General features: G+C 70.6%; 24 protein-coding genes and 2 tRNA genes. 11 read left to right on the forward strand and 15 right to left on the reverse strand.

What is annotated here, in order from left to right; genetic code table 11:
* A partial coding sequence (locus BGO91_RS01060) for a sigma-70 family RNA polymerase sigma factor (RefSeq protein ID WP_290471025.1) occupies window positions 1–421 on the forward strand: 421 nt, incomplete at its 5' end.
* Window positions 418–1,122: an anti-sigma factor gene (locus tag BGO91_RS01065; RefSeq protein ID WP_290471026.1), complete on the forward strand. Its 705-nt coding sequence runs from the start codon at window positions 418–420 to the stop codon at window positions 1,120–1,122. The genes BGO91_RS01060 and BGO91_RS01065, both read left to right, overlap by 4 nt.
* A 20-nt stretch (window positions 1,123–1,142) precedes the next feature.
* On the opposite strand, the gene BGO91_RS01070 is transcribed toward BGO91_RS01065, so the two are convergent.
* Window positions 1,143–2,021, reverse strand: coding sequence for an acyl-CoA thioesterase II (locus BGO91_RS01070; protein WP_290471027.1), 879 nt, complete (start codon window positions 2,019–2,021; stop codon window positions 1,143–1,145).
* A 39-nt stretch (window positions 2,022–2,060) separates the two neighbouring features.
* Between BGO91_RS01070 and BGO91_RS01075 the strand changes: the two genes are divergently transcribed.
* Window positions 2,061–2,747, forward strand: coding sequence for a hypothetical protein (locus tag BGO91_RS01075; RefSeq protein WP_290471028.1), 687 nt, complete (start codon window positions 2,061–2,063; stop codon window positions 2,745–2,747).
* Window positions 2,748–2,772: 25 nt separating this feature from the next.
* Here BGO91_RS01075 and BGO91_RS01080 read toward each other — a convergent pair whose 3' ends face one another.
* From BGO91_RS01080 to pepN, 8 genes are all read right to left on the reverse strand, one after another.
* Window positions 2,773–4,440, reverse strand: coding sequence for an FAD-binding dehydrogenase (locus BGO91_RS01080; RefSeq protein ID WP_290471029.1), 1,668 nt, complete (start codon window positions 4,438–4,440; stop codon window positions 2,773–2,775).
* Window positions 4,441–4,473: 33 nt separating this feature from the next.
* Window positions 4,474–4,881, reverse strand: coding sequence for a globin (locus tag BGO91_RS01085; protein ID WP_290471030.1), 408 nt, complete (start codon window positions 4,879–4,881; stop codon window positions 4,474–4,476).
* A gap of 1 nt (window position 4,882) precedes the next feature.
* Window positions 4,883–6,160 (reverse strand): mechanosensitive ion channel domain-containing protein, encoded by a 1,278-nt coding sequence (locus tag BGO91_RS01090; RefSeq protein ID WP_290471031.1) that lies wholly within the window; start codon window positions 6,158–6,160, stop codon window positions 4,883–4,885.
* A 55-nt stretch (window positions 6,161–6,215) separates the two neighbouring features.
* Window positions 6,216–6,893: a response regulator transcription factor gene (locus tag BGO91_RS01095; protein ID WP_290471032.1), complete on the reverse strand. Its 678-nt coding sequence runs from the start codon at window positions 6,891–6,893 to the stop codon at window positions 6,216–6,218.
* The gene (locus BGO91_RS01100) at window positions 6,890–8,227 is read right to left on the reverse strand and encodes a sensor histidine kinase (RefSeq protein ID WP_290471033.1); all 1,338 of its coding nucleotides are present in this window, start codon (window positions 8,225–8,227) and stop codon (window positions 6,890–6,892) included. The genes BGO91_RS01095 and BGO91_RS01100 overlap by 4 nt, the downstream gene beginning before the upstream one ends.
* A complete protein-coding gene (locus BGO91_RS01105; protein ID WP_290471034.1) occupies window positions 8,224–9,063 on the reverse strand; it encodes an ABC transporter permease subunit in 840 nt (279 codons plus the stop codon). The genes BGO91_RS01100 and BGO91_RS01105 overlap by 4 nt, the downstream gene beginning before the upstream one ends.
* Window positions 9,060–9,971 carry an ATP-binding cassette domain-containing protein gene (locus BGO91_RS01110; protein WP_290471035.1) on the reverse strand — a complete coding sequence of 304 codons (912 nt, stop codon included), beginning with the start codon at window positions 9,969–9,971 and terminating at the stop codon, window positions 9,060–9,062. Before BGO91_RS01110 ends, BGO91_RS01105 begins: the two co-directional genes overlap by 4 nt.
* A gap of 96 nt (window positions 9,972–10,067) precedes the next feature.
* The gene (gene pepN / locus BGO91_RS01115) at window positions 10,068–12,614 is read right to left on the reverse strand and encodes an aminopeptidase N (protein WP_290471150.1); all 2,547 of its coding nucleotides are present in this window, start codon (window positions 12,612–12,614) and stop codon (window positions 10,068–10,070) included.
* 99 nt (window positions 12,615–12,713) lie between these two features.
* Between pepN and BGO91_RS01120 the strand changes: the two genes are divergently transcribed.
* Genes BGO91_RS01120 through BGO91_RS01135 form a run of 4 tightly spaced genes read left to right on the forward strand, consistent with a single transcriptional unit; the run spans window position 12,714 to window position 16,292 of the window.
* Window positions 12,714–13,202, forward strand: a complete 489-nt coding sequence (locus BGO91_RS01120) for a ribose-5-phosphate isomerase (protein WP_021764927.1) — start codon at window positions 12,714–12,716, stop codon at window positions 13,200–13,202.
* Window positions 13,202–14,194 (forward strand): DNA-formamidopyrimidine glycosylase family protein, encoded by a 993-nt coding sequence (locus BGO91_RS01125; protein ID WP_290471036.1) that lies wholly within the window; start codon window positions 13,202–13,204, stop codon window positions 14,192–14,194. The genes BGO91_RS01120 and BGO91_RS01125 overlap by 1 nt, the downstream gene beginning before the upstream one ends.
* Before the next feature lie 8 nt (window positions 14,195–14,202).
* The gene (locus tag BGO91_RS01130; protein WP_021764925.1) at window positions 14,203–14,841 is read left to right on the forward strand and encodes an FMN-binding negative transcriptional regulator; all 639 of its coding nucleotides are present in this window, start codon (window positions 14,203–14,205) and stop codon (window positions 14,839–14,841) included.
* The gene (locus BGO91_RS01135) at window positions 14,838–16,292 is read left to right on the forward strand and encodes an amidohydrolase (protein ID WP_290471037.1); all 1,455 of its coding nucleotides are present in this window, start codon (window positions 14,838–14,840) and stop codon (window positions 16,290–16,292) included. Before BGO91_RS01130 ends, BGO91_RS01135 begins: the two co-directional genes overlap by 4 nt.
* A gap of 85 nt (window positions 16,293–16,377) precedes the next feature.
* On the opposite strand, the gene BGO91_RS01140 is transcribed toward BGO91_RS01135, so the two are convergent.
* Window positions 16,378–16,860 (reverse strand): DNA starvation/stationary phase protection protein, encoded by a 483-nt coding sequence (locus BGO91_RS01140; RefSeq protein ID WP_021763778.1) that lies wholly within the window; start codon window positions 16,858–16,860, stop codon window positions 16,378–16,380.
* Between the two features lie 226 nt (window positions 16,861–17,086).
* On the opposite strand from BGO91_RS01140, the gene BGO91_RS01145 reads away from it, so the two are divergent.
* Window positions 17,087–18,460 (forward strand): sensor domain-containing protein, encoded by a 1,374-nt coding sequence (locus BGO91_RS01145; protein WP_290471038.1) that lies wholly within the window; start codon window positions 17,087–17,089, stop codon window positions 18,458–18,460.
* 87 nt (window positions 18,461–18,547) lie between these two features.
* Here the strand turns inward: BGO91_RS01145 and BGO91_RS01150 are convergent, their stop codons facing one another.
* The 5 genes from BGO91_RS01150 to BGO91_RS01170 all read right to left on the reverse strand — a co-directional run bounded on the left by BGO91_RS01150 (window position 18,548) and on the right by BGO91_RS01170 (window position 21,325).
* Entirely contained in the window at window positions 18,548–18,760 is a 213-nt protein-coding gene (locus tag BGO91_RS01150; protein WP_290471039.1) for an antitoxin, read from the reverse strand.
* Window positions 18,761–18,809: 49 nt separating this feature from the next.
* Complete coding sequence (locus tag BGO91_RS01155) at window positions 18,810–19,472, reverse strand: response regulator transcription factor (RefSeq protein ID WP_290471040.1); 663 nt, start codon at window positions 19,470–19,472, stop codon at window positions 18,810–18,812.
* Between the two features lie 10 nt (window positions 19,473–19,482).
* Window positions 19,483–19,854 (reverse strand): gamma-glutamylcyclotransferase family protein, encoded by a 372-nt coding sequence (locus tag BGO91_RS01160; RefSeq protein WP_290471041.1) that lies wholly within the window; start codon window positions 19,852–19,854, stop codon window positions 19,483–19,485.
* Between the two features lie 363 nt (window positions 19,855–20,217).
* A complete protein-coding gene (locus BGO91_RS01165) occupies window positions 20,218–21,165 on the reverse strand; it encodes a hypothetical protein (protein ID WP_290471042.1) in 948 nt (315 codons plus the stop codon).
* Window positions 21,166–21,254: 89 nt separating this feature from the next.
* Window positions 21,255–21,325 (reverse strand) — tRNA-Gly (locus BGO91_RS01170).
* 98 nt (window positions 21,326–21,423) lie between these two features.
* Between BGO91_RS01170 and BGO91_RS01175 the strand changes: the two genes are divergently transcribed.
* The 3 genes from BGO91_RS01175 (at window position 21,424) to BGO91_RS01185 (ending at window position 23,550) form a co-directional block, all read left to right on the forward strand.
* Window positions 21,424–21,498, forward strand: a tRNA-Pro gene (locus BGO91_RS01175).
* Between the two features lie 60 nt (window positions 21,499–21,558).
* Window positions 21,559–22,992, forward strand: coding sequence for a trigger factor (gene tig / locus BGO91_RS01180; protein ID WP_290471043.1), 1,434 nt, complete (start codon window positions 21,559–21,561; stop codon window positions 22,990–22,992).
* A gap of 75 nt (window positions 22,993–23,067) precedes the next feature.
* Entirely contained in the window at window positions 23,068–23,550 is a 483-nt protein-coding gene (locus tag BGO91_RS01185; protein ID WP_290471044.1) for a tetratricopeptide repeat protein, read from the forward strand.
* Window positions 23,551–23,558: the final 8 nt, after the last annotated feature.

A 23,558-nucleotide genomic window follows, 5' to 3' on the forward strand; every position in this document is an offset into this window, starting at 1 on the left:
CGCCCTGGCCGACGACGTGGTCCAGGAGACCCTGCTGCGGGCGTGGCGGCGGCCGGCCGTGCTCGACCAGTCGCAGCACTCGGCGCGCGCGTGGCTGTTCACCGTCGCCCGCAATCTGGTGATCGACACCAAGCGCAGCGCGCACGACCAGCACGAGTTCGGGACGGACACGCTCCCCGAGGTGACCACGACCGCCAGCGAGTCCGACGCGGTGCTCGACGCCTGGCTGGTGTCGGATGCGCTGGCCGAACTGTCGGACGAGCACCGCGCCGTGATCGTCCACGCGTACTACGGCGGCCGCTCGATCGCGGAGATCTCACGCGAGCTGGAGGTGCCGGAGGGCACTGTGAAGTCCCGCCTCCACTACGGTCTGCGGGCCCTGCGGCTCGCTTTGCAGGAGAAGGGAGTGACGGAGCGATGACGACGCACGACGAGTTCGCCACCTGGGATGCGGCGTACGTCCTCGGCGCGCTGTCGCCGGCCGACCGGCGGGCCTACGAGGAGCACCTGCGGGAGTGCGACCGGTGCACGGCCGCGGTCTCCGAGCTGGCGGGGATGCCCGGCCTGCTCGGGCTGCTGCCGCGCGAGGAGGGTCTGGCCGCGCTGACCGGCCCCGCGCCCGTTCCCGAGCCCGCCGGCATCGGCGCGGAGGTGCTGCCACTCCTGGTGAAGCGCGCGCGCCGGCACCGCGTGCGCACCCGCTGGCTGACCGCCGGGATCGCGGCCGCCGCCGCGGTGCTCCTGGTGGGCGTGCTCGCCCTCGTCCTTCCGCCGGCGCTCACCGGCTCGGCCCCGGAGGCGAAGCCGATCGCCATGGAGCAGGTCGAGCCCAGCGCGCTCACCGCCGATCTGCGGCTGACCGCCGAGCCCTGGGGCACGCGCATCGACTCCCGGTGCAGCTATGCACGGGTCGGCGGCGACGACGGCTCCCGCTCGTGGACCTATGCGATGGTCGTCACCGACCGCCAGGGGCACGAGACGCAGATCTCCACGTGGTCGGCGCAGGAGGGGACGACGGTGGTTCCGGTCGCGACGACGAGCATCGCGGTCGCCGATATCGCCTCCATCGACATCCGCTCGGCGGGAGATGGGACGGTGCTCCTGCGCAGCACCTTCGGCTGACGCGGGGAGCCCGGAACGCCTCAGTCGCGCTCGTCGGCCGGGACGCGGACCATCGCCTCCTGGGCGACGCTCGCGACCAGCCGGCCGTCGCGGCTGTAGATGCGGCCCTGGGCCAGGCCGCGGCCGCCGCTCGCGCTGGGCGACTCCTGCGTGTAGAGCAGCCACTCGTCCACGCGGGCGGGGCGGTGCCACCACATCGCGTGGTCGAGGCTTGCGGCCTTGAGGCCCGGGTTCGCCCAGGCGACGCCGTGGCGGCGCATGATCGACTCCATGATCGTGTAGTCGCTCGCGTAGGCGAGGGCGGCACGGTGCAGGGCGGGGTCGTCCGGGAGCTCGCCGATGGCGCGGAACCAGACCGCCTGGTGGGCGACGTGGTCGCCCTCGACGCTCAGATACACGGGAGAGGTGACGTGGCGCATGTCGAACGGCCGCTGGCTCGCCCAGTACTGCGCGACGGGATGCCGCACGTCCTCCAGGCTGTCCGCCGACGACGGCAGCGACTCGGGCTCCGGCAGGCCCTCCGGCATCGTGACCTGGTGCTCGAGCCCCTCGTCCTCGTCCTGGAACGAAGCGATCATCGACAGGATCGGGAGGCCGTTCTGGTACGCCTGGGTGCGCCGCGTCGAGAACGACCGGCCGTCGTGGATGCGGTCGACCGAGAACGTGATCGGCAGGTTCACGTCGCCGGGGCGCAGGAAGTAGCCGTGCATCGAGTGGATGCCGCGGTCCTCCGAGACCGTGCGGGTCGCCGCGACGATCGACTGCGCGAGCACCTGGCCGCCGAACACGCGGCCCAGCGGCATCCACTGGGAGGGCCCGGTGAAGATGTCCTCACTGGTGCGCGCACCGGTGTCGGTGAGATCGAGGGCGGTCAGAAGGGATGCCAATGGCTCGCTCACAGTGTCTCCGTCCGATGTCTCTAGTAGTTTAGAGGTCCGATGAACCAGTCGTTTTCCCTCGTTGACAGCCTCGCCGTCGCCGACCTCCAGACCTACCTGTCTCGAGCGGCCCGTGTGGAGGAGGGCTCCGTGCGCCTGATCGCAGGATCGGGCGTGCTGGCGGTCTACACCGCCATCCTCTATCAGAGGGGGTTGCTCGATCAGACCCCCACCGTGCTGGGCCTGCGGACGTTCGCGACGGACGACGAGGTGGCCTTCGACGCGGTCGTCCCGATTCGTTCGCTGCTCGACCGCCTCGCGCGCGTCCGGGAGGCCGCCGAGGCCGACGACGCGCCCGCGGGCCCCGTGGGGGTGCGGCTGCCGCTCGAGGTGTCCACGGTCACCTGGGCGGGCATCTCGCCGCCCCGGGGCGGCTGGCGCCCGGTGGGGGAGACGACGTACGAGCTGATGGAGGCGACCGCCCGCGCCGGCATCGCCGAGATCGCGGACGCCCTGCCGGAGGGCACCGGCGAACAGCTCGTCCAACGCGTGCGCGCCGAGGTGTGGGGCCGCCCGATCGACGGGCTCGAGTACGTCCCGGCCGGCGCCGCGTTCGCCGCGGAGAGCCTGGGCTTCCTCGACCCGGAGGAGCCGGTGACCGTGCTGGAGACCGGCACGTGGACGCGCCTGACGACCCAGCGCGGCCACACCCTCATCAAGCGCCAGGCCTGGTCGCTCCGGATGTGACCCCGTCGGCGGGAGCGGTGCGGCCTCAGACGGCCCGCGCCGCGGCCCGCCCTGCCGTGCGCCCGGAGAACAGGCACCCGCCGAGGAACGTGCCCTCCAGCGCCCGGTAGCCGTGCACCCCGCCGCCGCCGAACCCGCTTGCCTCGCCTGCCGCGTAGAGGCCCGGGATCGGCTCGCCGTCGGCGCCGAGGACGCGGGCGTCGAGATCCGTCTCGATGCCGCCGAGGCTCTTGCGGGTGAGGATGTGCAGCTTCACGGCGATGAGCGGACCGGCCTTCGGGTCCATCAGCTTGTGCGGGCTCGCCACGCGGATGAGCTTGTCACCGCGATAGGCGCGCGCGCCGCGGATGGCCGCGAGCTGCAAGTCCTTGCCGAAGTCGTTGTCCAGCTCGCGGTCCCGCTCTCGCACATGCCGGGTGACCAGGTCGGTGTCGAGCGGCACCTCGCTGAGCCGCTGCATCCCGGCGAGCAGCTCGTCGAGCGTGTCCGCCACGATGAAGTCGGCGCCCTTCTCCTTGAACGCCTCGACCGGGCCGGGTGCGCCCGGAGCGACGCGCTTGGCGAGCAGCCGCACGTCCTTGCCGGTGAGGTCGGGGTTCTGCTCGCTGCCGGAGAGCGCGAACTCCTTCTCGATGATCTTCTGGGTGAGGATGAACCAGCTGTAGTCGGAGCCGATCCGGCGCAGGTGCTCGAGCGTCCCCAGGGTGTCGAACCCGGGGAACAGCGGTGCGGGCAGGCGTTCGCCGCGGGCGTCGAGCCAGAGCGACGACGGGCCGGGGAGGATGCGGATGCCGTGCCGCTCCCAGACCGGGTCCCAGTTCTGGATGCCCTCCGTGTAGTGCCACATCCGGTCGCCGTTGATCAGGTGGGCCCCGGCCTTCTCGGCGATGCCGAGCATCCGGCCGTCCACGTGCGCGGGCACACCCGAGAGCATGACGTCGGGCGGCGTCCCGAGACGCTCGGGCCACGCTGCGCGGACGAGGTCGTGGTTGCCGCCGATACCGCCGCTGCTCACGATCACCGCCGGCGCGCGCAGCTCGAAGTCGCCGGTCACCTCCCGATTGCTCGCGGCTCCGCGGGCCGCGGTGTCGGGTGCCAGGATCGCGCCGCGCACCCCGGTGACCCGGCCGTCCTCGACGATGAGCTCGTCGACGCGGTGCCGGTGCAGGATGCGCGCACGGCCGGCCGCGACGCCCGCCTGGACCCGCGCGATGAACGGCGCGACCACGCCGGGGCCGGTGCCCCAGGTGATGTGGAACCGGGGGACGGAGTTGCCGTGACCGCCGGCCGAGCCGCTGCCGCGCTCCGCCCAGCCGACGACCGGGAAGAAGCGCACGCCCTTCTCGTGCAGCCAGGCGCGCTTCTCACCGGCTGCGAACTGGAGGTAGGCCTCGGCCCAGCGGCGCGGCCAGTGGTCCTCCTCGCGGTCGAACCCGGCGGAGCCGAACCAGTCCTGCCGGGCGAGGGCGAGCGAGTCGTGCACGCCCATGCGGCGCTGCTCGGGTGAGTCGACGAGGAACAGACCGCCGAACGACCACCACGCCTGACCGCCCAGAGAGGCGGCCGGCTCCTGCTCGACGATGGTCACGCGCCGGCCGGCGTCGAGCAGCTCGGAGGCGGCGACGAGACCGGCGAGGCCGGCTCCGACCACGAGGGCGTCCGGGGCGGCGTGCTTGTCGGATTCAGACGGCATGGCGTGTCTCCTTCGGCACGTCGGGCTCGAGGGCTACTCCTCGAATGTGTTGACCATAGCGAACGCGGCGCGCTCCAGGTAGCTCCAGAGCGTCTCCTCCTGCAGCGGAGGCAGGCCGAGCTCGTCCACGGCCGCGCGCATGTGCGCCAGCCAGCGGTCGCGGGCGTCGGGGTTGACCTTGAACGGCATGTGCCGCATCCGGAGACGCGGGTGGCCGCGCTCGGCGCTGTAGGTGCCCGGTCCGCCCCAGTACTGCTCCAGGAAGAGCGTGAGGCGCTCGGCGGCGGGGCCGAGGTCCTCCTCCGGGTACATCGGCTTGAGGACCGGGTCGGCGGCGACCCCGCGGTAGAACGCGTCCACGAGCCGGCGGAAGGTGTCGTGGCCGCCGACCTGCTCGAAGAAGGACGGCCCGGACGGCGGGCCGACGGGGATGGTGGTCATGTCACTCCGCGGGAGGCTCGGTCGGGGGCGTGGGGGAGGTGCGCGGCTTCGGCGACGTGGGAGGCGCGCCGCCGGCGGGCTTGTCGGTGGCCGGCTTGTCGGTGACCGGTTTGTCAGCACCGGTCTTCTCGGCGGCGGGCTTGGCCGTCGGCCCGGTCTTCGGGGCGGGAGCCGCCTTCTCCGCGCTCGGCTGCTTCGGGGTGCGAGGCAGGGTCGCCGCGGACGCTCCCGGCGTGATGCGGATGGCGTTGGGGTTCACGGCGGCGCGCTTGGCGGCGGCGCGCGCCTTGCGGCCGGTGAGCGGCTTCTCCGGCACGGCCTGCACCGGGCGGGTGCGCGGCGGCTTCGCGCCGCTCACGCTGCCGGCGCTGTCGAACCCGCTCAGCACCACGGCGGAGAGCGACGGCAGCTTGACGCCCATCTCGTCCAGCGCCTGCTTGAGCTGGATGCGCAGCTCGCGCGACACGTCGTCCTTCGCGGTCGTGCGTGTCTTCAGCACGATGCGGATGACCATGGCGTCGGCCGAGATCGACTCCAGCCCCCAGAGCTCGGGCTTCTCGAGCACGCGCGAGCGCCACTTCGGGTTGGTCGCCAGCGCCGTGGCGGTGGCGAGCATCTTCTCCTGCACGGCCTCGATGTCGGTGTCGTAGGGCACGGCGAGGTCGATGATGACCCGCGACCATCCCTGCGACATGTTGCCCACCCGCACGATCTCGCCGTTGCGGACGAACCAGAGCGTGCCGTTGACATCCCGCACCTGGGTGATGCGGATGCCGACCGCCTCCACGACGCCGGTCGCGGAGCCCAGGTCGACGACGTCGCCGACGCCGAGCTGGTCCTCCATCACCATGAAGAGCCCGTTGAGCACGTCCTTGACGATGTTCTGCGCGCCGAAACCGAGGCCGGCACCGATCGCGGCCGTCAGCAGGGCGAACGAACCCAGCGCGTCCTTCGCAAAGATGTTCAGGACGAGGATGATCGCGATGATGCCGATCGTCACGTTCACGATGTTGCTGAGCACGGAGCCGAGGGTGCGCGTGCGCTGCACCACCCGGACCGCGGCGAGCGGGGAGGCCACGAGCGCCTGCGTGTCGGTGACGCTCTGCCCCTTCTTCACCCCGCTGACGATCTGCTTCACCACGCGACGGATCAGCACGCGCAGCAGCCAGCTGAGCAGGAACGCGCCCACCACGATCAGGGCGGCGTTCAGGAGGTTCCACCCGGCGGCGACGGCCCAGGCTCCGAGGTCGGTCCAGAAAGTGCTCTTCATGATTCCCATACGCGTCCGAGCCTAGCGAGGGCCGCCTTGGCGCGGGCTGGATCCGGGAGCCGTGTCAGCGATCGATGAGCCCGTTGTCGTAGGCGAAGATCACGGCGTGCACGCGGTCGCGCAGGTGCAGCTTCGAGAGCACCCGGCCGACGTGCGTCTTCACGGTGGACTCGGTCAGGAAGAACTTCGCCCCGATCTCGCCGTTGGTCAGGCCGTCGGCCATCGCGAGCAGGATCTCGCGCTCGCGCGGGGTGAGCGCGGCCGCGGCGTCGTCCGCGTCGGCCACGGGAGCCGCGCCCTCCGGCAGGCGGTCGGCGAACAGCTCGAGCATCGAGCGGGTCACCCGGCCGGTCACGGCGGCGTCGCCTGCAGCGACGGCGCGGATCGCCGCGATCAGGTCGTCCGGGCGGGCGTCCTTGAGCAGGAAGCCGCTCGCGCCGGCACGGAGCCCGCCGAACGCGTACTCGTCGAGGTCGAAGGTGGTGAGGATGATGATCCGCGCGTCGGGGTTGGCCGCGACGATGCGGCGGGTCGCCTCGATGCCGTCCATGGACGGCATCCGCACGTCCATCAGGATGACGTCGGGTCGCGCCTCCACCGCGAGCCGGACGGCCTCCGTCCCGTCGGCCGCCTCGCCGACGACGTGGAAGTCGGGCTCGGCCTCCAGGACCATCCGGAAGCCGAGCCGGACGAGCGACTGGTCGTCGACCAGCAGGATGCGCAGGGGAGTGGGATCGATCATGGCGTCTCCTCGGTGGTGGTGTCGGTCGTGTCCGCGGGGTCCGGGTCGGCCGGGAGGGATGGCGGAGGGGATGCGGCGGGGCCGCCGGTCGGTCGCACGGCGTCGAACTCGGCGTGGAGCCGCCAGCCGACGGGAGCGCGCGGACCGGCGTCCAGCGTCCCGCCGTAGAGGGCGACGCGCTCGCGCAGCCCGAGGAGGCCGCGTCCGGAACCGACGGCCGGCTGCTCGTGCACGGCCGCATCGTCCTCGACGGTGATCGCGATGCGATCCGGCCGGTACTGGATGACGACCTCGACGACGTTCGCGAGGCGCCCGTACCGGAGGGCGTTGGTGAGTCCCTCCTGCACGACGCGGAACACGGTCAGCTGCTGCCCGACGTCGGTCGGCGGCTCCCCGGTGATCGTGACCCGCACGGCCATGCCGGCCGCGCGGAAGCGCTCGACCAGCTCGCTGAGCTCGCCGACCCCGGGCTGCGGCTGGTGCTCGGCGGTCTCCTCCTCGTCCGCACGCAGTACGCCGAGCAGGCGGCGCATGTCGCCGAGCGCGGAGCGGCCGGTCTCCGCGACCATGCGCATCGTCTCGGCGGAACGCTCCGGCGCGGTCTCGGCGAGGCGAGCCGACCCCTCCGACAGCGTGATCATCACGGTGAGGCTGTGGGAGACGATGTCGTGCATCTCGCGGGCGATGCGGCTGCGCTCGGCGGCGGCCGCGATGACCGCCTGCTGGTCGCGCTCGCGGGCCAGCTGGCGAGCGCGGTCGATGAGCGCGGCCAGGTAGCGACGCCGCCCGCCGATGTTGTTGCCCATCAGCACCGCGACGAGCGAGAACGAGAGCACCGTGAACGAGGAGGCCGTGGGGTCCGTGTGGTCGGAGCCGTAGAACCCGGCGTGCTCGAGCAGCGCCAGCACCCACTGGGAGGCGGCGGTCGCGACCGCGGTGATCGCGAACCCGATCCACGCCGACCGGGTCGAGCGGTAGACCGCGAGGGCGTAGAGCGCGAAGAGCAGCGGGATGAAGTCGACGGTCTCGCCGATGACCGTGCTGCCCACCAGGGCGACGGTGGCGACCGCGAAGACGATCCGCGGCCGGTAGCGGCGGAAGTAGAGCGAGGCGCCGGCGAGCACGACGAGCACGATCGCCAGCGCGGCGCCGACCGACGGGGTCGTGATCTGCGTGACGACGGTGAGCAGGATCGACGGGACGAAGTAGACGGTGACGACGGCCGTGTCGAGCAGCAGCGGGTGCGCGGCCAGGAAACGCCGGATGACCCCGGGCGGCCTGGGGAGTTCCAGGCCGGCCGGGGCCGATTCCGTTGCGGGGAGGGGCTGGGTCATGCGTCCCGACGCTGCAGCAGGATCGCGCCGCCGACGAACGACACGGCGGTCCAGACCACGACGGTGAGCACGTTCTGCCACGGCTCGAAGGTGCCGTTCTCGAGGCCCGACATGCCCTGACCGGCGTTGCCGATGAGGTAGTGCGTCGTGTCGCGGATCCACTCCGCCGTGGGCAGGAGCGACTGCACGATGCCCGCGACGATCGGCAGCAGGAAGAGCACGCCGAGGGCGGCGGCGATCCCGCCCGCGCTCGCCTTGACGATCGTCCCGAGGCCGAGCGCGAACACCGCGACCAGCCCGAGGTAGGCCGCCGAGCCGAGGATGGCCCAGACCGTGTGGTCCGAGATCAGGTCGCCCGTGTAGCCCTTGCCCGTCATGAGCGGGACGGCGATCGCCCAGGAGGCAGCGAAGCTGACCAGGCCGACGACGAACGCGGTGAGGAAGAGCACGATGGCCTTCGCCGCCAGGACGGGGAACCGGCGGGGGACCGCGGCGAAGGACGATCGGATCATGCCGGTGGAGAACTCGCCGCTGATCACCAGCACGCCGAGGACGGCGACGACCAGCTGGGCGAACGTGAGACCGGCGGTGGCCGTGCTCGTCACGAGCTGCGAGAGCTGGTCCTTCGGCACCCGCTCGCCGAGCGTCGACGCCTCGGGCACGAACGCGGCGAGCAGGGTCGCGAAGCCCACGACCAGGACGACGACGCTGGCGAGCGTCCAGAAGGTGGAGCGGAGCGTGCGCAGCTTGATCCATTCGGACCGGACGACGCGCGGGAAGGTGAGGCGGCCGAGCGCGGAGTGCTCGTGCGGGCGGATGGGGGCTGTCGTGGTCACTTGTCGACCTCCGTGCGGTACTCGACCTCGTCGTGGGTGAGCTCGAGGTAGGCCTCCTCGAGCGAGGCGCTCAGCGGGGTGAGCTCGTGCAGCACGATGCCCGTGCGCGCGGCGGCCTCGCCGACCTGGGCGGCCGTGAGGCCGGAGACCTCGATGAGCTGGGCCTCCACACCGGTGACGGTGACGTCGGCGGAGGAGATCGCACGGGCGAGCTCCTCGGCCTGCGGCGTGCGCACGCGCACGGCGTTCCTGGCCGCTCCGGCGAGGATCTGGTCGACGGGAGCATCGGCCAGGATGCGTCCGCGGCCGAGCACGATGATGTGGTCCGCGGTCTGCGCCATCTCGCTCATCAGGTGGGACGAGAGGAACACGGTGCGTCCCTGCGAGGCGAGGTGCCGGGCGAACTGGCGCACCCACAGCACGCCCTCGGGGTCGAGGCCGTTGACGGGCTCGTCCAGGATGAGGGTGGCCGGGTCTCCCAGCATCGCGGCGGCGATCCCGAGCCGCTGGCCCATGCCGAGCGAGAAGCCGCCGACGCGCTTGCTGGCGACGGAGTCGAGCCCGGTGAGCCCGATCACCTCGTGCACGCGGCTCTTCGGGATGCCGTGGGTCGCCGCCATGGCGAGCAGGTGCCCGTACGCGGTGCGGCCGGTGTGCACGGCCTTCGCGTCGAGCAGCGCGCCCACCTCGGTGAGCGGCGAGCGCAGGTCGGCGTAGCGCTTTCCATTGACGATCGCGCCGCCGGACGTCGGGCGGTCGAGACCCATGATCATGCGCATGGTCGTCGACTTGCCGGCGCCGTTCGGGCCGAGGAAGCCGGTGACCTTGCCGGGCTGGACGGTCGCGGTGATGCCGTCGACGGCCGTCTTGGGGCCGAACCTCTTGGTGAGGCGGTCGAGTTGAATCATGGTTCCAACGTAGAGGGAGGGGCCCCCGTCCGCCATCGGCCCGTGGTACCAGGCCGGGTCGGACGAGGGTCCCCTCCTCGACGTCGTTCGGTGCGATTACGCCTGCGCGTCACGCTCCTGCGCGGCGAGCGCGCGCTCGACGCCGGCCAGGTTCTCCACGACGAGGCGGCGCAGCGCGGCCGGCTCGGGGTTCGCGTCGAGCCAGGCGCGGGTCGCGTCGCGCAGGGCGGCGTTCGCCAGCGGCGCCGGGTACATGCCCGCCACCAGGTACTCCGCGATCTTGTAGGAGCGCGAGGCCCAGACGTCCTGGAGCGCGGCGAAGTACGGCGCCACGAAGCCCTCGAGCACCGCGGTGTCGGCGGCGCGCTGGAAGCCGATGCCGGTGAAGCGCACGATCGTGTTCGGGAGGTCGTCCGAGCCGAACACCGAGTCCCACGCCGCCTGCTTGCCCGCAGCGGTGGGGATGCTCGCGCGGGCCTGCGCGGCGAACTGGCCGCCGTTGGCGGTGTTGTCCGCCTCCAGGGCCGCGTCGATCTCCGCCGTGCCGGCCTTGCCGCCCGCGACGAGGGCGATCAGCAGTTCCCACGCGAGGTCGGTGTCGACGGTCAGGCCGTCGAGCGACTGCGAGCCGTCGCGCAGCGCGGCGATCTCGGCGAGGTGCTCGTCGGTCGACGCGTAGGCCGCGAAGAACTTGACGAACTGGAACTGGGCGTCGCTGCCGGCCTCGGCCTGCTTCGCGAGCTCCCACAGCGCGGTCGCGACCGCCTGCATCGTCTCCTTCTGGCGCTCCGGGGCGACGTAGCTGCCGGCGGCGAGGCCGAGCTGGTTCAGCGTCGTGCGGAGGGTGGTCGACTCCGTCTCGGAGGCGATGTTGCCGAGCACCAGGCGCACGTAGTCGCTGGCGCTGCTCTCGGCGTCGCGGGTCGCATCCCACGCCGCGCCCCAGACGAGCGAGCGGGCGAGCGGGCTCTCGATCTCGCCGAGGTGCTCGATGGCGACGGCGAGCGACGCGTCGTCGAGGCGGATCTTGGCGTAGGCGAGGTCGTCGTCGTTGAGGAGCACGAGGGCCGGGCGCGCGCGGCCGACCAGCTCGGCGACCTCGGTGCGCTCCCCGTCCACGTCCAGCTCGATGCGGTGGTCGCGCACGAGGGCGCCGTCGCGCAGCTCGTAGAAGCCGATCGCGAGGCGGTGCGGCCGGATGGTCGGGTAGTCGGCCGCGGCCGTCTGCAGCACCGCGAAGGACGTGATGACACCGTCGGCGTCGACCTCGATCTCGGGGCGCAGCGTGTTCACGCCCGCCGTCTCGAGCCACTTGGCGGACCAGTCGGTCAGGTCGCGGCCGCTGGTGGCCTCCAGCTCGACCAGGAGGTCGCGGAGCTCGGTGTTGCCGTGCGCGTGCTTCTTGAAGTACTCCGAGACGCCGGCGAGGAAGTCGTCCTGGCCGACCCACGCCACGAGCTGCTTGAGCACCGAGGCGCCCTTCGCGTACGTGATGCCGTCGAAGTTGACCTGCACGTCCTCCAGGTCGTTGATGGTCGCGACGATCGGGTGGGTCGAGGGCAGCTGGTCCTGCTTGTACGCCCAGCTCTTCTCCATGGCGGCGAAGGTGGTCCACGCCTCGTGCCACTCGGTGGCCTCGGCGGTGGCGAGCGTGGAGGCGTACTCGGCGAACGACTCGTTCAGCCAGAGGTCGTTCCACCACTTCATCGTGACGAGGTCGCCGAACCACATGTGGGCGAGCTCGTGCAGGATGGTGACGACCCGGCGCTCCTTGATGGCGTCGGTGACCTTGGAGCGGAAGACGTAGGTCTCCGTGAAGGTCACGGCTCCCGCGTTCTCCATCGCGCCGGCGTTGAACTCCGGCACGAACAGCTGGTCGTACTTCTCGAACGGGTACGGGACGTCGAAGCGCTCCTCGTAGAACGCGAAGCCCTCGCGGGTCTTCTCGAAGATGTAGTCGGCGTCGAGGAAGCCGGCCAGGCTCTTGCGCGCGTACACGCCGAGCGGGATGGTGCGGCCGTCGCTGCTCGTCAGCTCGCTGTGGACCGACTCGTACGGGCCGGCGATGAGCGCCGTGATGTAGGAGGAGATGACGGAGGTGGGCGCGAAGGTCCACGTCTTCTTCCCGTCGCCGGCCGCGACGGGCTCGGGCGTCGGGGAGTTGCTCACCACGGCCCAGTGCTCGGGCGCGGTGACGGTGAAGGCGAACGTCGCCTTCAGGTCGGGCTGCTCGAAGACCGCGAACATGCGGCGCGAGTCGGGCACCTCGAACTGGCTGTAGAGGTACACCTCGCCGTCGACCGGGTCGACGAAGCGGTGCAGGCCCTCGCCCGAGTTCGTATAGATCGCGTCGGCGTCGACCGTCAGCTCGTTCTCGGCCTGCAGGCCGTCGAGCCGGATGCGCACGCCGTCGGCGACCTGCGCCGGGTCGAGCTCGACGCCGTTGAGCACGACCGAGTGGACCGTGCGGGTGATCGCGTCGATGAACGTCGACGCGCCCTCGGTCGCGGAGAAGCGCACGGTCGTCGTGCTGCGGAAGGTCTCCGGGCCGGTCGTCAGGTCGAGGACGACGTCATAGGCGTGGGTGCGGACGAGCGACGCGCGCTCCTGTGCTTCGATGCGGGTGAGGTTTTCTCCGGGCAACGGTGACTCCTTGAAGACGAGATTCGCGTGGATCGTGTCCACCCGATCCACCTTAGTGACCCGTGCGCCCGGGTCGGTGGGCTTCCCTAGACTTGCTCCATGCGCATCCACATCGCCACCGACCACGCCGGCCTCGACTTCAGCAGGCACCTCCAGGAGCACCTCGCGGCGGCGGGGCACGAGGTCGTGGACCACGGACCGGTCGAGTACGACCCGATCGACGACTACCCGGCGTTCTGCATCAACGCGGCCAAGGCGGTCGTGCGCGACCAGCAGGCCGGCGTGCAGGCGCTCGGCGTGGTCTTCGGCGGCTCGGGCAACGGAGAGCAGATCGCGGCCAACAAGGTGCTCGGCGTCCGCGCCGCCCTGGTCTGGAACGAGAGCACCGCGCAGCTCGCGCGGCAGCACAACGACGCCAACGTGATCTCGATCGGCGCCCGCCAGCACACCGTCGAGGAGGCCACGCGCTTCATCGACGTCTTCATCGCCGAGCCGTTCTCGCTCGAGGAGCGGCACGTGCGCCGCATCGCCCAGCTCGCCGAGTTCGAGGCCACCGGCGACATCGCGGGCCGGAACGTGGACCGCTGATGCCCGAGGGCCACTCCGTCCACCGCATCGCGCGGCAGTTCGCGACGAACTTCGTCGGCCACCGGGTGACGGTGTCGTCGCCGCAGGGCCGGTTCGCCGAGGGCGCCGCGCGGATCGACGGTCAGGTCATGACGGCGGCCAAGGCCGTCGGCAAGCAGATGTTCCTGGAGTTCGAGAACGGGCTCTGGCTGCGCATCCACCTGGGCATCTACGGCGCGTGGGACTTCGCGGGCGAGATCAGCGTCGACCCGACCATCGCCTCCGCCAACGGCCGGATGGGGCAGACGAACCAGCGCGGCACCGACGCCGACGCGGCCCGGGTGTTCGACGACGCGGGGGAGAACTCCCTCCACTCGATCGGCGCGCCGCGGCGCACGCGGCTGCGCATGGCCGAGTCCGAGAAGCTCGAGGCCGAGATCACCAGCTTCCCGCCCGAGCCCGTCGGGCAGGTGCGCGTGCGCCTGCTGACCGACACGGCCGTCGCCGACTTGCGGGGCCCCACCGCGTGCGAGGTGCTCGACCCGGCCGAGGTGGATGCGGTGATCGCCAAGCTCGGGCCCGACCCGATGCTCGACGACGGCCCCGAGGCCGAGGAGCGGTTCGTGTCGACCGTCCGCCGCAAGCCCACGGCCATCGCCCTGCTGCTGATGGACCAGAGCGTCGTGAGCGGCATCGGCAACGTCTACCGCGCCGAGCTGCTCTTCCGCGCCCGGCAGAACCCGCACACGCCGGGCAAGCAGGTCCCGGAGGACACCGTTCGCGAGCTCTGGCACGACTGGGTCAAGCTGCTGCGCATCGGCGTCGCGACCGGTCAGATGATGACGATGGACGATCTCGACGACGAGTCGTACCGCAAAGCGATGGCGAGCCGGGACGACCGGCACTGGGTCTACAAGCGCGAGGGCCTGCCCTGCCGCGTCTGCGGGACCCACATCGTGATGGAGGAGCTGGGCGGCCGCAAGCTGTACTGGTGCCCGAAGGATCAGGCCTAGGAGGCGGCATGCGCCAGAACCCGAGTTTCACCCTCACCGACGCGGAGGAGCTCAAGCGGCTCGTCCGCGAGAACCCGTGGGCGACCTTCGTCAGCCACACCGACGCCGGCCTGGTCGCGTCGCACTACCCGGTCATCCTCGACGACACCCGGGAGGAGATCAGCCTCCTGAGCCACGTCGGCCGACCCGACGAGCAGCTGCACGAGCTGGGGGAGCACGAGCTGATGATCATCGTCCAGGGCCCGCACGGCTACATCTCCTCGAGCTGGTACGACGACAAGCCGGCCGTCCCGACCTGGAACTTCATCTCGGCCCACTTCTCGGGGGTGCCCGAGATCCTGAGCGACGAGGAGAACCTCGAGGTGCTCGCCCGGCTGGTCGACCACTTCGAGCGCGAGCTGCCCGAGCCGCGGCAGATGGCCGGCACGGAGGCCGATTCCGCCTACGCGCAGCGCATCTCCTCGGGGACCGTCGGCCTTCGGCTGACGCCCACGCGGATCAGCGCCAAGCAGAAGATGAGCCAGAACCGGCCCGACCACATCGTCGACCGCATCCTCCTGGAGCTCGCGGGCGACGGCCCGTACGCCAGCGACGGGCTGCTGCGCGAGATGACGATCGTGCACGACCGCCGCCGCGCCGCTCGATGAGCCTCCTGCTGACCGGGGCCCGCATCCCCGGCTCGGACGGCGTGGTGGATGTGCGCATCGCGGACGGTCGTATCGACGCCGTCGACCTCGCTGGACGCCTCGATGCGGCCGGTGCTGAGCAGCTCGACCTCGACGGCCGGTGGCTGGTCCCCGGGCTCTGGGATCAGCACGTGCACTTCACGCAGTGGGCGCAGACCGCACGCCGCCTCGACGTGTCCCGGGCCGCCTCGGCCGCGGAGGCGGCCGACCTGGTGCGGCGGCGCGTGTCCGCCGGAGGTCAGGACGGGGACGACCTCCTCGTCGGCTTCGGCTTCCACGACGCGCTCTGGCCCGACCTCCCGACCCGGGAGCTGCTGGATGCGGCTGCGGGGGAGCGGCCGGTCGTCCTGATCGCCGGAGACCTGCACTGCTCGTGGCTGAACACGGCGGCCGCGCGTCATCTCGGCCTGGAGTCGGACGACGCGGTGCTGCGCGAGGACGCGAGCTTCGCCGTCTCCAGCGCGCTCACGACGGCCGACGACGCGACGATGGACCGTTGGGCGGCCGATGCCGCCACCGTCGCGGCGAGCCGGGGCGTCGTCGGCATCGTCGACCTGGAGTACGGCTGGAACGTGGAGACGTGGCAGCGCCGGCTCTCCGCCGCCGAGCCGCGGCTCCGCGTCGAATTCGGGATCTACGGCGACCATCTGGACCGCGCGGCGGCTCTCGGTCTGCACACCGGTCGGACGATCGACGGGACGAGCGGCCTCCTGACGGCCGGACCGTTCAAGGTCATCTCGGACGGCTCGCTCAACACCCGCTCCGCCCTGTGCAGCCACGCCTACCCCGACGGCGGGCACGGCGTCGCGAATCTGGACGAGCGCGAGCTCGTCGCCGCGATGCGCTTCGCCGTCGACCACGGGATCGAGCCGGCCGTGCACGCCATCGGCGACGAGGCGAACCGTCGCGCGCTGGACGCGTTCGAGCGCGTCGGCGCCGGCGGTCGCATCGAGCACGCGCAGCTGGTCGATCCGGCCGACGTTCCCCGGTTCGCCCGCCTGGGCGTCACGGCGAGCGTGCAGCCCGAGCACGCCATGGACGACCGGGATGTCGCCGACCGGCTGTGGGAGGGGCGGACCGACCGCGCGTTCCCGCTCGCGGACTTCCTGCGGCACGGCGTGCGGCTCGCGTTCGGCTCCGATGCTCCGGTCGCGCCGCTCGACCCGTGGATCGCGATCGCGGCGGCCGTGAACCGGTCGCGGGAGGGGCGCGAGCCCTGGCATCCCGAGCAGCGCATCCCGTTCTCCGCTGCGCTGGAGGCGTCGGCGCGCAGCCGTATCGCCGCCGGAGAGCCGGCCGACCTCGCGGTTCTCGACCTCGACCCCGCCGCGGCGACGGACGAGGAGCTCCGCGCCCTTCCGGTTGCGGCGACGCTCCTGGCCGGCCATTTCACGCACGACACGCTGCGGTAGCCGCGTCTCTGGCCGGTGACGGCGAAGGGCCGCCCTCCGGAGCGGAGGACGGCCCTTCAGGCGCGTTCGTGGCGCGGTGACGTGCTTATTCGCTGATGTGCGCGAACAGGAACCAGCGGTCCTTGTCGAGGCCGCGGGCGATCTCGATGGCGACGTCCTGGCTGGTCTGGTCGAGCTCGTCGAGCTCCTTCACCGCGGTGTTGACGGCCGCGAGGGCGGCGTCGATCTGCGCGATGACCTCGGCGATGGTCTGGTTGGAGGGGCGGAAGCCCGCGGTCAGCTCCGGGGTGGTGGTCTTCGCGGCGACCGTGCCGAGGCGGCCGTCGACCGGGAGCCCCAGGGCGACGATGCGCTCGGCGGCCAGGTCGGCCCACTCCTGCGCGTGGTCGACGATCGTGTCGAGCAGTTCGTGCACGCCGATGAAGTTGGCGCCGCGCACGTGCCAGTGCGCCTGCTTTCCGTTGACGACGAGCGCGGTGAGGTCGATGACCACCGGGCTCAGGAACTGGGCGACTCCGGCGGCGACGTCCGGGTTGGAAACACTCTGGCTTGCGGCGATGTCCGTCATTGTTTGGCGTCCTTTCTCGTGCCTGCTTCAACGCTACTCAGCCCCCGGAATTCCGCAACGAAGCTGAGCCTGCGCTAACTAAGCTGAGGCTCGCCTGGGTGGCGCCCGAACGTCGACCGGCGGGCCGTGCGGGGGATAACCCCCGCCGGGATCCGCCTGCCACCCGCATACCGACGTGAAGCCGCCGACGGGAGGCTGGAGTCATCGTCCCCGACTGGAGAAACCCATGACCTCCGCCTCATCCGCCATGCTGGATCCCGTGACCGCCCGCCCCGCTCCGCCCGCCGACCGCACCACGTACGGCTCCCTCTGGCGCGGCGTCCCGCGCGAGCTCGGCTTCCTGCTCCTGACCATGCCGATCGCCATCGTCGGACTCTCCGTCCTCCAGACGCTGTTCTGGACGGGTGTCGGCACGATCGTGATCTACGTCGGCCTGTTCGTCCTGATCGGCGCGTTCTACACCGCCCGCGGGTTCGGGACGGTGGAGGTCGAGTGCCTGCGCTGGGCGGGCCGCCCGGAGATCCGCCGCCCGCTGTGGGAGCCGGCCGACAAGCCGCGCACGTTCTGGCGCTCCGCCTTCGGCCCGTTCGTGAACGGCCACTACTGGCTGTACCTGCTGCACGGCATCCTGATCAACCCGATCGTCAGCATCGTCTCCTGGACCGTCACGATCGTCTGGGCATCGGTGGCCCTCGGTGGCCTGACCGGCTGGATCTGGGAGGGCTTCATCCCGCACGACGGGCAGACGGTGTTCCTGTCGCGCGTCATCGTGGACTGGGCGTCGCAGTCGAGTTCGACCTTCGACCCGATCGTGGGCGACCGCATCCTGTACTTCATCGCCGGTGCGCTGTTCGCCGCCACGCTTCCGTTCGTGACGCGCGGTCTCACCCTCATGCACGACGCCATCGCGCGCGGCCTGCTGGGCGCGTGGCCGTCGGAGACGCTGCAGCGGGAGGTCGCCGACCTGTCCGCCTCGCGGGGCGCGGCCGTCGCCGCGGAGGACCAGGCGCTGCGCCGGCTGGAGCGCGATCTGCACGACGGCCCGCAGCAGCGGCTGATCCGCCTGCAGATGGACATCGCCGCCGCCGAGCGCAAGCTCACCGACGATCCCGCTGCCGCTGCCGCGCTGCTCGCCGAGGCCCGGCAGCAGGCGGGCGACACCCTCGAGGAGCTGCGGGCGCTGTCCCGCGGGTTCGCGCCGCCCCTCCTGCAGGATCGCGGTCTGATCGCCGCCGCGGAGTCGCTCGCCGCCCGCAGCACCGTCCCGATGCGCGTCGAGTCGTCGCTCGCGCCGGGGGAGCGGTTCAGCCCGGAGACCGAGCGGAACGCCTACTACGTGCTCGCGGAGCTGGCGACGAACGTCGCCAAGCACTCCGGTGCGACCGAGGCGCGCCTGTTCGTGGATCGCACCGCCGACGCGGCCGGTGCGCCGTGGCTGAGCGTGTGGGTGACGGACAACGGCACCGGGGGAGCGGTCCTGACCCCCGGGCACGGGCTGAGCGGTCTCAGCGAGCGCGTGCGCGGGATGCGCGGCGAGCTCGTGGTCGACAGCCCGGCCGGCGGTCCGACGCGGATCGGCACGCGCCTCCCGCTCGCCTGAGCGCAGCCCAGCCCGGACACGACGGAGGGCGGGTGACGGTCGAACCGTCACCCGCCCTCGCGGTGTCTGTCGTGTGCGGCTTCGGCCCTATTCGGTGCCGACCGCCTTGTCCGCGGCGTCGCGTGCGCCGTTGATCTGGTCCTCGAACTTGCCGCCGGTGACCTTGTTGGCCGCGCCGGCGACGCCGTCGAGCAGCTTGTCGCTGATGTCCTCGGCCTGCTCGGACTTCAGCGCGTTCTTGACGTTGTCGTTGTCGAGGAATTCCTTGGCCTTGTTCGTGATGTCGTCCAGTCCTGCCACGGTGCACCTGCTTTCGTCGTCGATGAGCGGTTCACGCGCCATTCTGTCCTCACCGCTGCAGGAACGCCAGTACCGCCAGCACCCGGCGGTGGTCGTCGCCGGAGTCCTCGAGGGCGAGCTTCTGGAAGATCGACGTCACGTTCTTCTCCACCGCGCCCACGCCGATCACCAGCTGCGCCGCGATCGCCGAGTTCGTCCGGCCCTCCGCCATCAGCCCCAGCACCTCGCGCTCGCGCGGCGTCAGCGCGGCCACCGGGTCCACCCGCCGCGTCAGGAGTTCGCGGACCACCTCCGGATCGAGCACCGTGCCGCCCTGCGCCACCCGCGTCACCGCATCCCGCAGCTCGTCGAGCGACGCGATGCGGTCTTTGAGGAGGTAGCCGGTGCCGCCCTGCCCGCTCGCGAGCAGCTCCTGCGCGTACGTCCCCTCGACGTACTGACTGAGCAGCAGCACCGACACGCCCGGGTGCTCGGCCCGTAGGCGTAGCGCCGCGCGCACGCCCTCGTCCCGGAACGTCGGGGGCATCCGCACATCCAGCACCGCGACATCCGGCGCCACCTCTCCGACCTCCGCGAGCAGCGATTCGGCGTCACCGTAGGCGCCGACCGTCTCGAACCCGGCCTCGTCGAACAGCCGGATCAGCCCCTCCCGCAGCAGCACGGAGTCGTCCGCGACGACGAGACGGAGGGGAGCGGAGGCGGTGTTCGGCACGGGGATCAGCCTAGAGGGGAGCGTCACCCTCGTCGCCGGCGACGTAGACGAACGCCTCGACGCCGGACGCGAGCGTCACGACGCTCCGTACGTAGTCGGCGACCTCGTAGGCATCGGTGGCGGCGAGCTCGGCGTCGTCGAGCTCGAGGAAGGCGCCCTCGACCAGATCGCCGGGCTCTCCGCGCCGCAGGATGGGATGCCGATCGGACCCGGAGGTCGCGATCACGTCAGGATCGGTGATGACGAGCCAGTCGAGCTGGTATCCGGGAAGCGTGTCCGAGATCGTCGGCACATCACGTCCGTAGAGCGCTTTCTGCACGTCGGGCTGCCGGAGCGTGCCGTAGGAGAAGACGCGATGCGGGGCGGGAGTCGATGCGGTCATGCAGCCATCGTGGCAGGTGGCGGAAGGGGGTCGATTTGATCGGCCCTCGTCGGCCGTCGGCGAACCCGCGTGGACACGGTGTCCCGACCGGTCGTAGCGTGCGGTCATGGTCGCCGACGCCCCTGAACCTTCCGGTCCCGTCATCCACAGCCACCGCGTCATCGCCGAGTCCTTCGGCGACGATCCGGAACGCTACGACCGCGCCCGGCCCCGCTATCCGCGGGCGCTCGCGGACGCCGTGATCGCTCTCCTGCCAGGCCCGCGGATCGTGGACGTCGGTATCGGCACGGGCATCTCGGCGGGGAATCGAAATTGGGCATCCGCGCGTAATTTAGTCGCGACACCTGCGGCGCTGGAGGACGGTTACCGTAATCGCTTACCCTCTTGCGTGTTGAGTCGGCGTGTTCCGGGCGTGGTCCATTTAGGAACTGTCTCAGTTTGGTAGCACCACTCGTCGGGCGTGTCCGCGTTGAAGACGATCTGGAAGCCGGAGCTGCTGTTCATCTGAGCTGCTGGCGAAATCATTCCTGGCGCCAGGAATGCTGGTAGGTACGCGACCCTCTCATCGTGAACAGAAGTGTCGCGATAATAACGAATATGCGGCGGCACCGTCCAAGGAAACGCTGGCAAGTAAGCGCTCATGATGTCTCGGCCGACGCCACTCTCGACTGAGTTGCCGATAGTTCTTATAGCGCTAACTATCTCAGCCTCGACATCGTCGACATTGAGCGTCCTGTTCTTAGAGCTAAGGCGCGCGTTGATGGTCCCCAAATCGATCAGATCTCCTCGCCCGATGGCTGAGAGCGTCCAGCAACGACTTGGATCTCGGAAACGATAGCGAGTTGTAGAGACGATTCTGCACCGCGCGCCCGGTACGCCGCTGTGGCTCATCGAATAGGTAAACGATGTTGGTCTTTTGCTGTCGCGGGTCACGCGCGGGTAGCCCCAGCCACTGACAATGAGCTCGATACTGTACCGTCGTCCTCTCGGTTGACTCTTCGCAAACTCGGCTTCGATTCCACTAACAATGCGATGTCGAATCTGACCAAGATGAAGAGGCGCAGAACCGCCGAATTGAAATCCGATGGGCGATGCTGGTGAGCCTGTAATCTTGCGGACTAGCCACTCGCCAGTGGGCTCCCCGGAAATGTGCGCGAGACCCGCGTAGCCGATCACAGCGCGCCCGTTCGATGCTTCTACAACGATCGTCTTGTTGGCCGTGGGATCCCAAGGCTCGCCTCCAACAGTCAGCAGACGATCCCCGAGCTGGACAACTATTGATTCGCTCACCAAAGCGATGTGCAGAGTCACAAGCAGAGTGTGGCAGATGCGGGATCTGGAGAGGCATAAGGCTCAGGCTTTTCCAGACTCGGCGAATCGCTCGCCCAGTGTTACAACGGAGGGGATGACGGGAATCGAACCCGCGTAATCAGTTTGGAAGACTGAGGCTCTACCATTGAGCTACATCCCCGAAGCCGTTGCTCTGCGACGGCCGACGACCATCGTAGTACACGCGGGGGCCACCTCGTGTGCAGTAGACTTGCGCGTGGTCTTTCGCACCGTTTTAGCCGGGGCGTAGCTCAGCTTGGCTAGAGCGCCCGCTTTGGGAGCGGGAGGTCGCAGGTTCGAATCCTGTCGCCCCGACGAGGACCTCGTTCCTTGCGAGAAGACCATCGTTCGAACATTCAGGAGAACCCAGACATCGTGAAGACCACGGTCGAGAAGCTCAGCCCCACCCGCGCAAAGCTCACCATCTCGGTGACGCCGGAGGAGCTGAAGCCTTCCATCACCCACGCGTACGAGCACATCGCCGAGCAGGTCAGCATCCCCGGCTTCCGTAAGGGCAAGGTCCCGCCGGCGATCATCGACCAGCGAGTCGGCAAGGCCGCCGTGCTGGAGCACGCCGTCAACGAGGGTCTGGACGGTTTCTACCGTGCGGCCGTCGAGGAGAACGACGTGCGCCCGCTCGGACGCCCCTCCGCCGACATCACCGAGTGGCCGGCCGAGGCCGACTTCTCGGGCGACCTCCTCCTCACCATCGAGGTCGACGTCCGCCCCGAGATCACGCTCCCGAAGCTCGACGACATCACCATCACGGTCGACGCCGCCGAGATCGCGGACAGCGACATCGACGAGGAGCTCGACAACCTGCGCAGCCGCTTCGGCACGCTCGTCACCGTCGACCGTCCGGCCAAGAAGGGCGACTTCGCCCAGATCGACCTGACCGCCGAGATCGGTGGCGAAGAGGTCGACACCGCCGCGAACATCTCCTACGAGATCGGCTCGGGCGAGCTCATCGAGGGCATCGACGAGGCGCTCGACACGCTGACCGCCGGCGAGACCACCACCTTCGAGGCCCCGCTCATGGGCGGCGACCACGAGGGCGAGAACGCGCAGATCACCGTCACGCTCAACGCCGTCAAGGAGCGCGAGCTGCCGGAGGCGGACGACGACTTCGCCCAGATCGCCAGCGAGTTCGACACCATCGCAGAGCTGCGCGACAGCCTCCGCACCCAGGTGGAGCGCTCGAAGGCGTTCGGCCAGGGCACCTCCGCCCGCGACCAGCTCGTCGACACGCTCCTCGAGCTCGTCGAGATCCCGGTTCCGGAGCAGCTCGTCGAGGACGAGGTCCACCGTCACCTCGAGCAGGAGAACCGCCTCGAGGACGACGTGCACCGCGCCGAGGTCACCGAGTCGAGCCAGAAGACGTTCCGCACGCAGATCCTCCTCGACGAGGTCTCCAGCGCCGAGGACGTCAAGGTCAGCCAGGACGAGCTCACCCAGTACCTCATCCAGGGCGCGGCGCAGTATGGCATGGACCCGAACGAGTTCGTCAAGATCCTCAGCGAGAACGGCCAGATCCCGTCGATGGTCGGAGAGGTCGCCCGCAACAAGGCCCTCGCGATCGTCCTCGGCAAGGTGAAGGTCGTCGACAGCAACGGCAAGCCGGTCGACCTCAGCGAGTTCACCGCCGTCGCCTCCGGTGACGACGAGGACGAGACCGCCGACGAGGCGACCGAGGCTCCGGCCGAGGAGGCCGCCGAGGCCCCCGCCGCCGAGGAGAAGCCGAAGAAGAAGGCTCCCGCCAAGAAGGCTCCCGCGAAGAAGCCCGCCAAGAAGGCCGCGGACGCGGAGTAATCCACATCACGACGAAGGCCGGGTGCGCATGCGCCCGGCCTTCGTCGTTTCCAGGACCAGGACGAGGGGACGACGATGGACGAGTGGCAGCGACGCATCGACGCCGTGTGGGACGATGCGGCGACCCGGGGTGAGGAGGCGACGCTCGCCGCGATCCTGGCCCTCGCGGCCGCGCGGCCCGACGACGCGCTCGGGATGTACGAGACCGCCGGCGCCTACGACTTCGCGGGCCGGGAGGCCGAGGCCGAGCCGCTCTACCGCCGCGCCCTCGACGCCGGGCTTGCCGAGCCGGAGCGCACCCGCGCGACCATCCAGCTCGCCAGCACGCTCCGCAACCTCGACCGCCCGGAGGAGGCGGTGGAGCTGCTGCGCGACCTCCTCGCCGCACGCCCGGACGACCCGCTCGCAGCCGACGCGCGCGCCTTCGCCGCCCTCGCGCTCTTCGACCTCGGCCTGCACGCCGACGCCCTGCGGGAGTCGCTGACGGCCCTGTCGCCCCACCTGGGCCGCTACGGTCGCGCCGTCGGGGCGTACGCCGCCGAGCTCGACGACGAGTGACTCCGGCC

This window comes from Leifsonia sp. 71-9, assembly GCF_001898805.1.
Taxonomy (GTDB): domain Bacteria; phylum Actinomycetota; class Actinomycetes; order Actinomycetales; family Microbacteriaceae; genus Leifsonia.

What these genes read in the sequence shown, in the direction of transcription:
- BGO91_RS01065 (WP_290471026.1), top strand. Translation starts at nt 418, where the DNA reads ATGACGACGCACGACGAGTTCGCCACCTGGGATGCGGCGTACGTCCTC.
- BGO91_RS01075 (WP_290471028.1), top strand. Translation starts at nt 2,061, where the DNA reads ATGAACCAGTCGTTTTCCCTCGTTGACAGCCTCGCCGTCGCCGACCTC.
- BGO91_RS01080 (WP_290471029.1), bottom strand. Translation starts at nt 4,440, where the DNA reads ATGCCGTCTGAATCCGACAAGCACGCCGCCCCGGACGCCCTCGTGGTC.
- BGO91_RS01085 (WP_290471030.1), bottom strand. Translation starts at nt 4,881, where the DNA reads ATGACCACCATCCCCGTCGGCCCGCCGTCCGGGCCGTCCTTCTTCGAG.
- BGO91_RS01090 (WP_290471031.1), bottom strand. Translation starts at nt 6,160, where the DNA reads ATGGGAATCATGAAGAGCACTTTCTGGACCGACCTCGGAGCCTGGGCC.
- BGO91_RS01095 (WP_290471032.1), bottom strand. Translation starts at nt 6,893, where the DNA reads ATGATCGATCCCACTCCCCTGCGCATCCTGCTGGTCGACGACCAGTCG.
- BGO91_RS01100 (WP_290471033.1), bottom strand. Translation starts at nt 8,227, where the DNA reads ATGACCCAGCCCCTCCCCGCAACGGAATCGGCCCCGGCCGGCCTGGAA.
- BGO91_RS01110 (WP_290471035.1), bottom strand. Translation starts at nt 9,971, where the DNA reads ATGATTCAACTCGACCGCCTCACCAAGAGGTTCGGCCCCAAGACGGCC.
- BGO91_RS01120 (WP_021764927.1), top strand. Translation starts at nt 12,714, where the DNA reads ATGCGCATCCACATCGCCACCGACCACGCCGGCCTCGACTTCAGCAGG.
- BGO91_RS01125 (WP_290471036.1), top strand. Translation starts at nt 13,202, where the DNA reads ATGCCCGAGGGCCACTCCGTCCACCGCATCGCGCGGCAGTTCGCGACG.
- BGO91_RS01130 (WP_021764925.1), top strand. Translation starts at nt 14,203, where the DNA reads ATGCGCCAGAACCCGAGTTTCACCCTCACCGACGCGGAGGAGCTCAAG.
- BGO91_RS01135 (WP_290471037.1), top strand. Translation starts at nt 14,838, where the DNA reads ATGAGCCTCCTGCTGACCGGGGCCCGCATCCCCGGCTCGGACGGCGTG.
- BGO91_RS01140 (WP_021763778.1), bottom strand. Translation starts at nt 16,860, where the DNA reads ATGACGGACATCGCCGCAAGCCAGAGTGTTTCCAACCCGGACGTCGCC.
- BGO91_RS01145 (WP_290471038.1), top strand. Translation starts at nt 17,087, where the DNA reads ATGACCTCCGCCTCATCCGCCATGCTGGATCCCGTGACCGCCCGCCCC.
- BGO91_RS01160 (WP_290471041.1), bottom strand. Translation starts at nt 19,854, where the DNA reads ATGACCGCATCGACTCCCGCCCCGCATCGCGTCTTCTCCTACGGCACG.
- BGO91_RS01185 (WP_290471044.1), top strand. Translation starts at nt 23,068, where the DNA reads ATGGACGAGTGGCAGCGACGCATCGACGCCGTGTGGGACGATGCGGCG.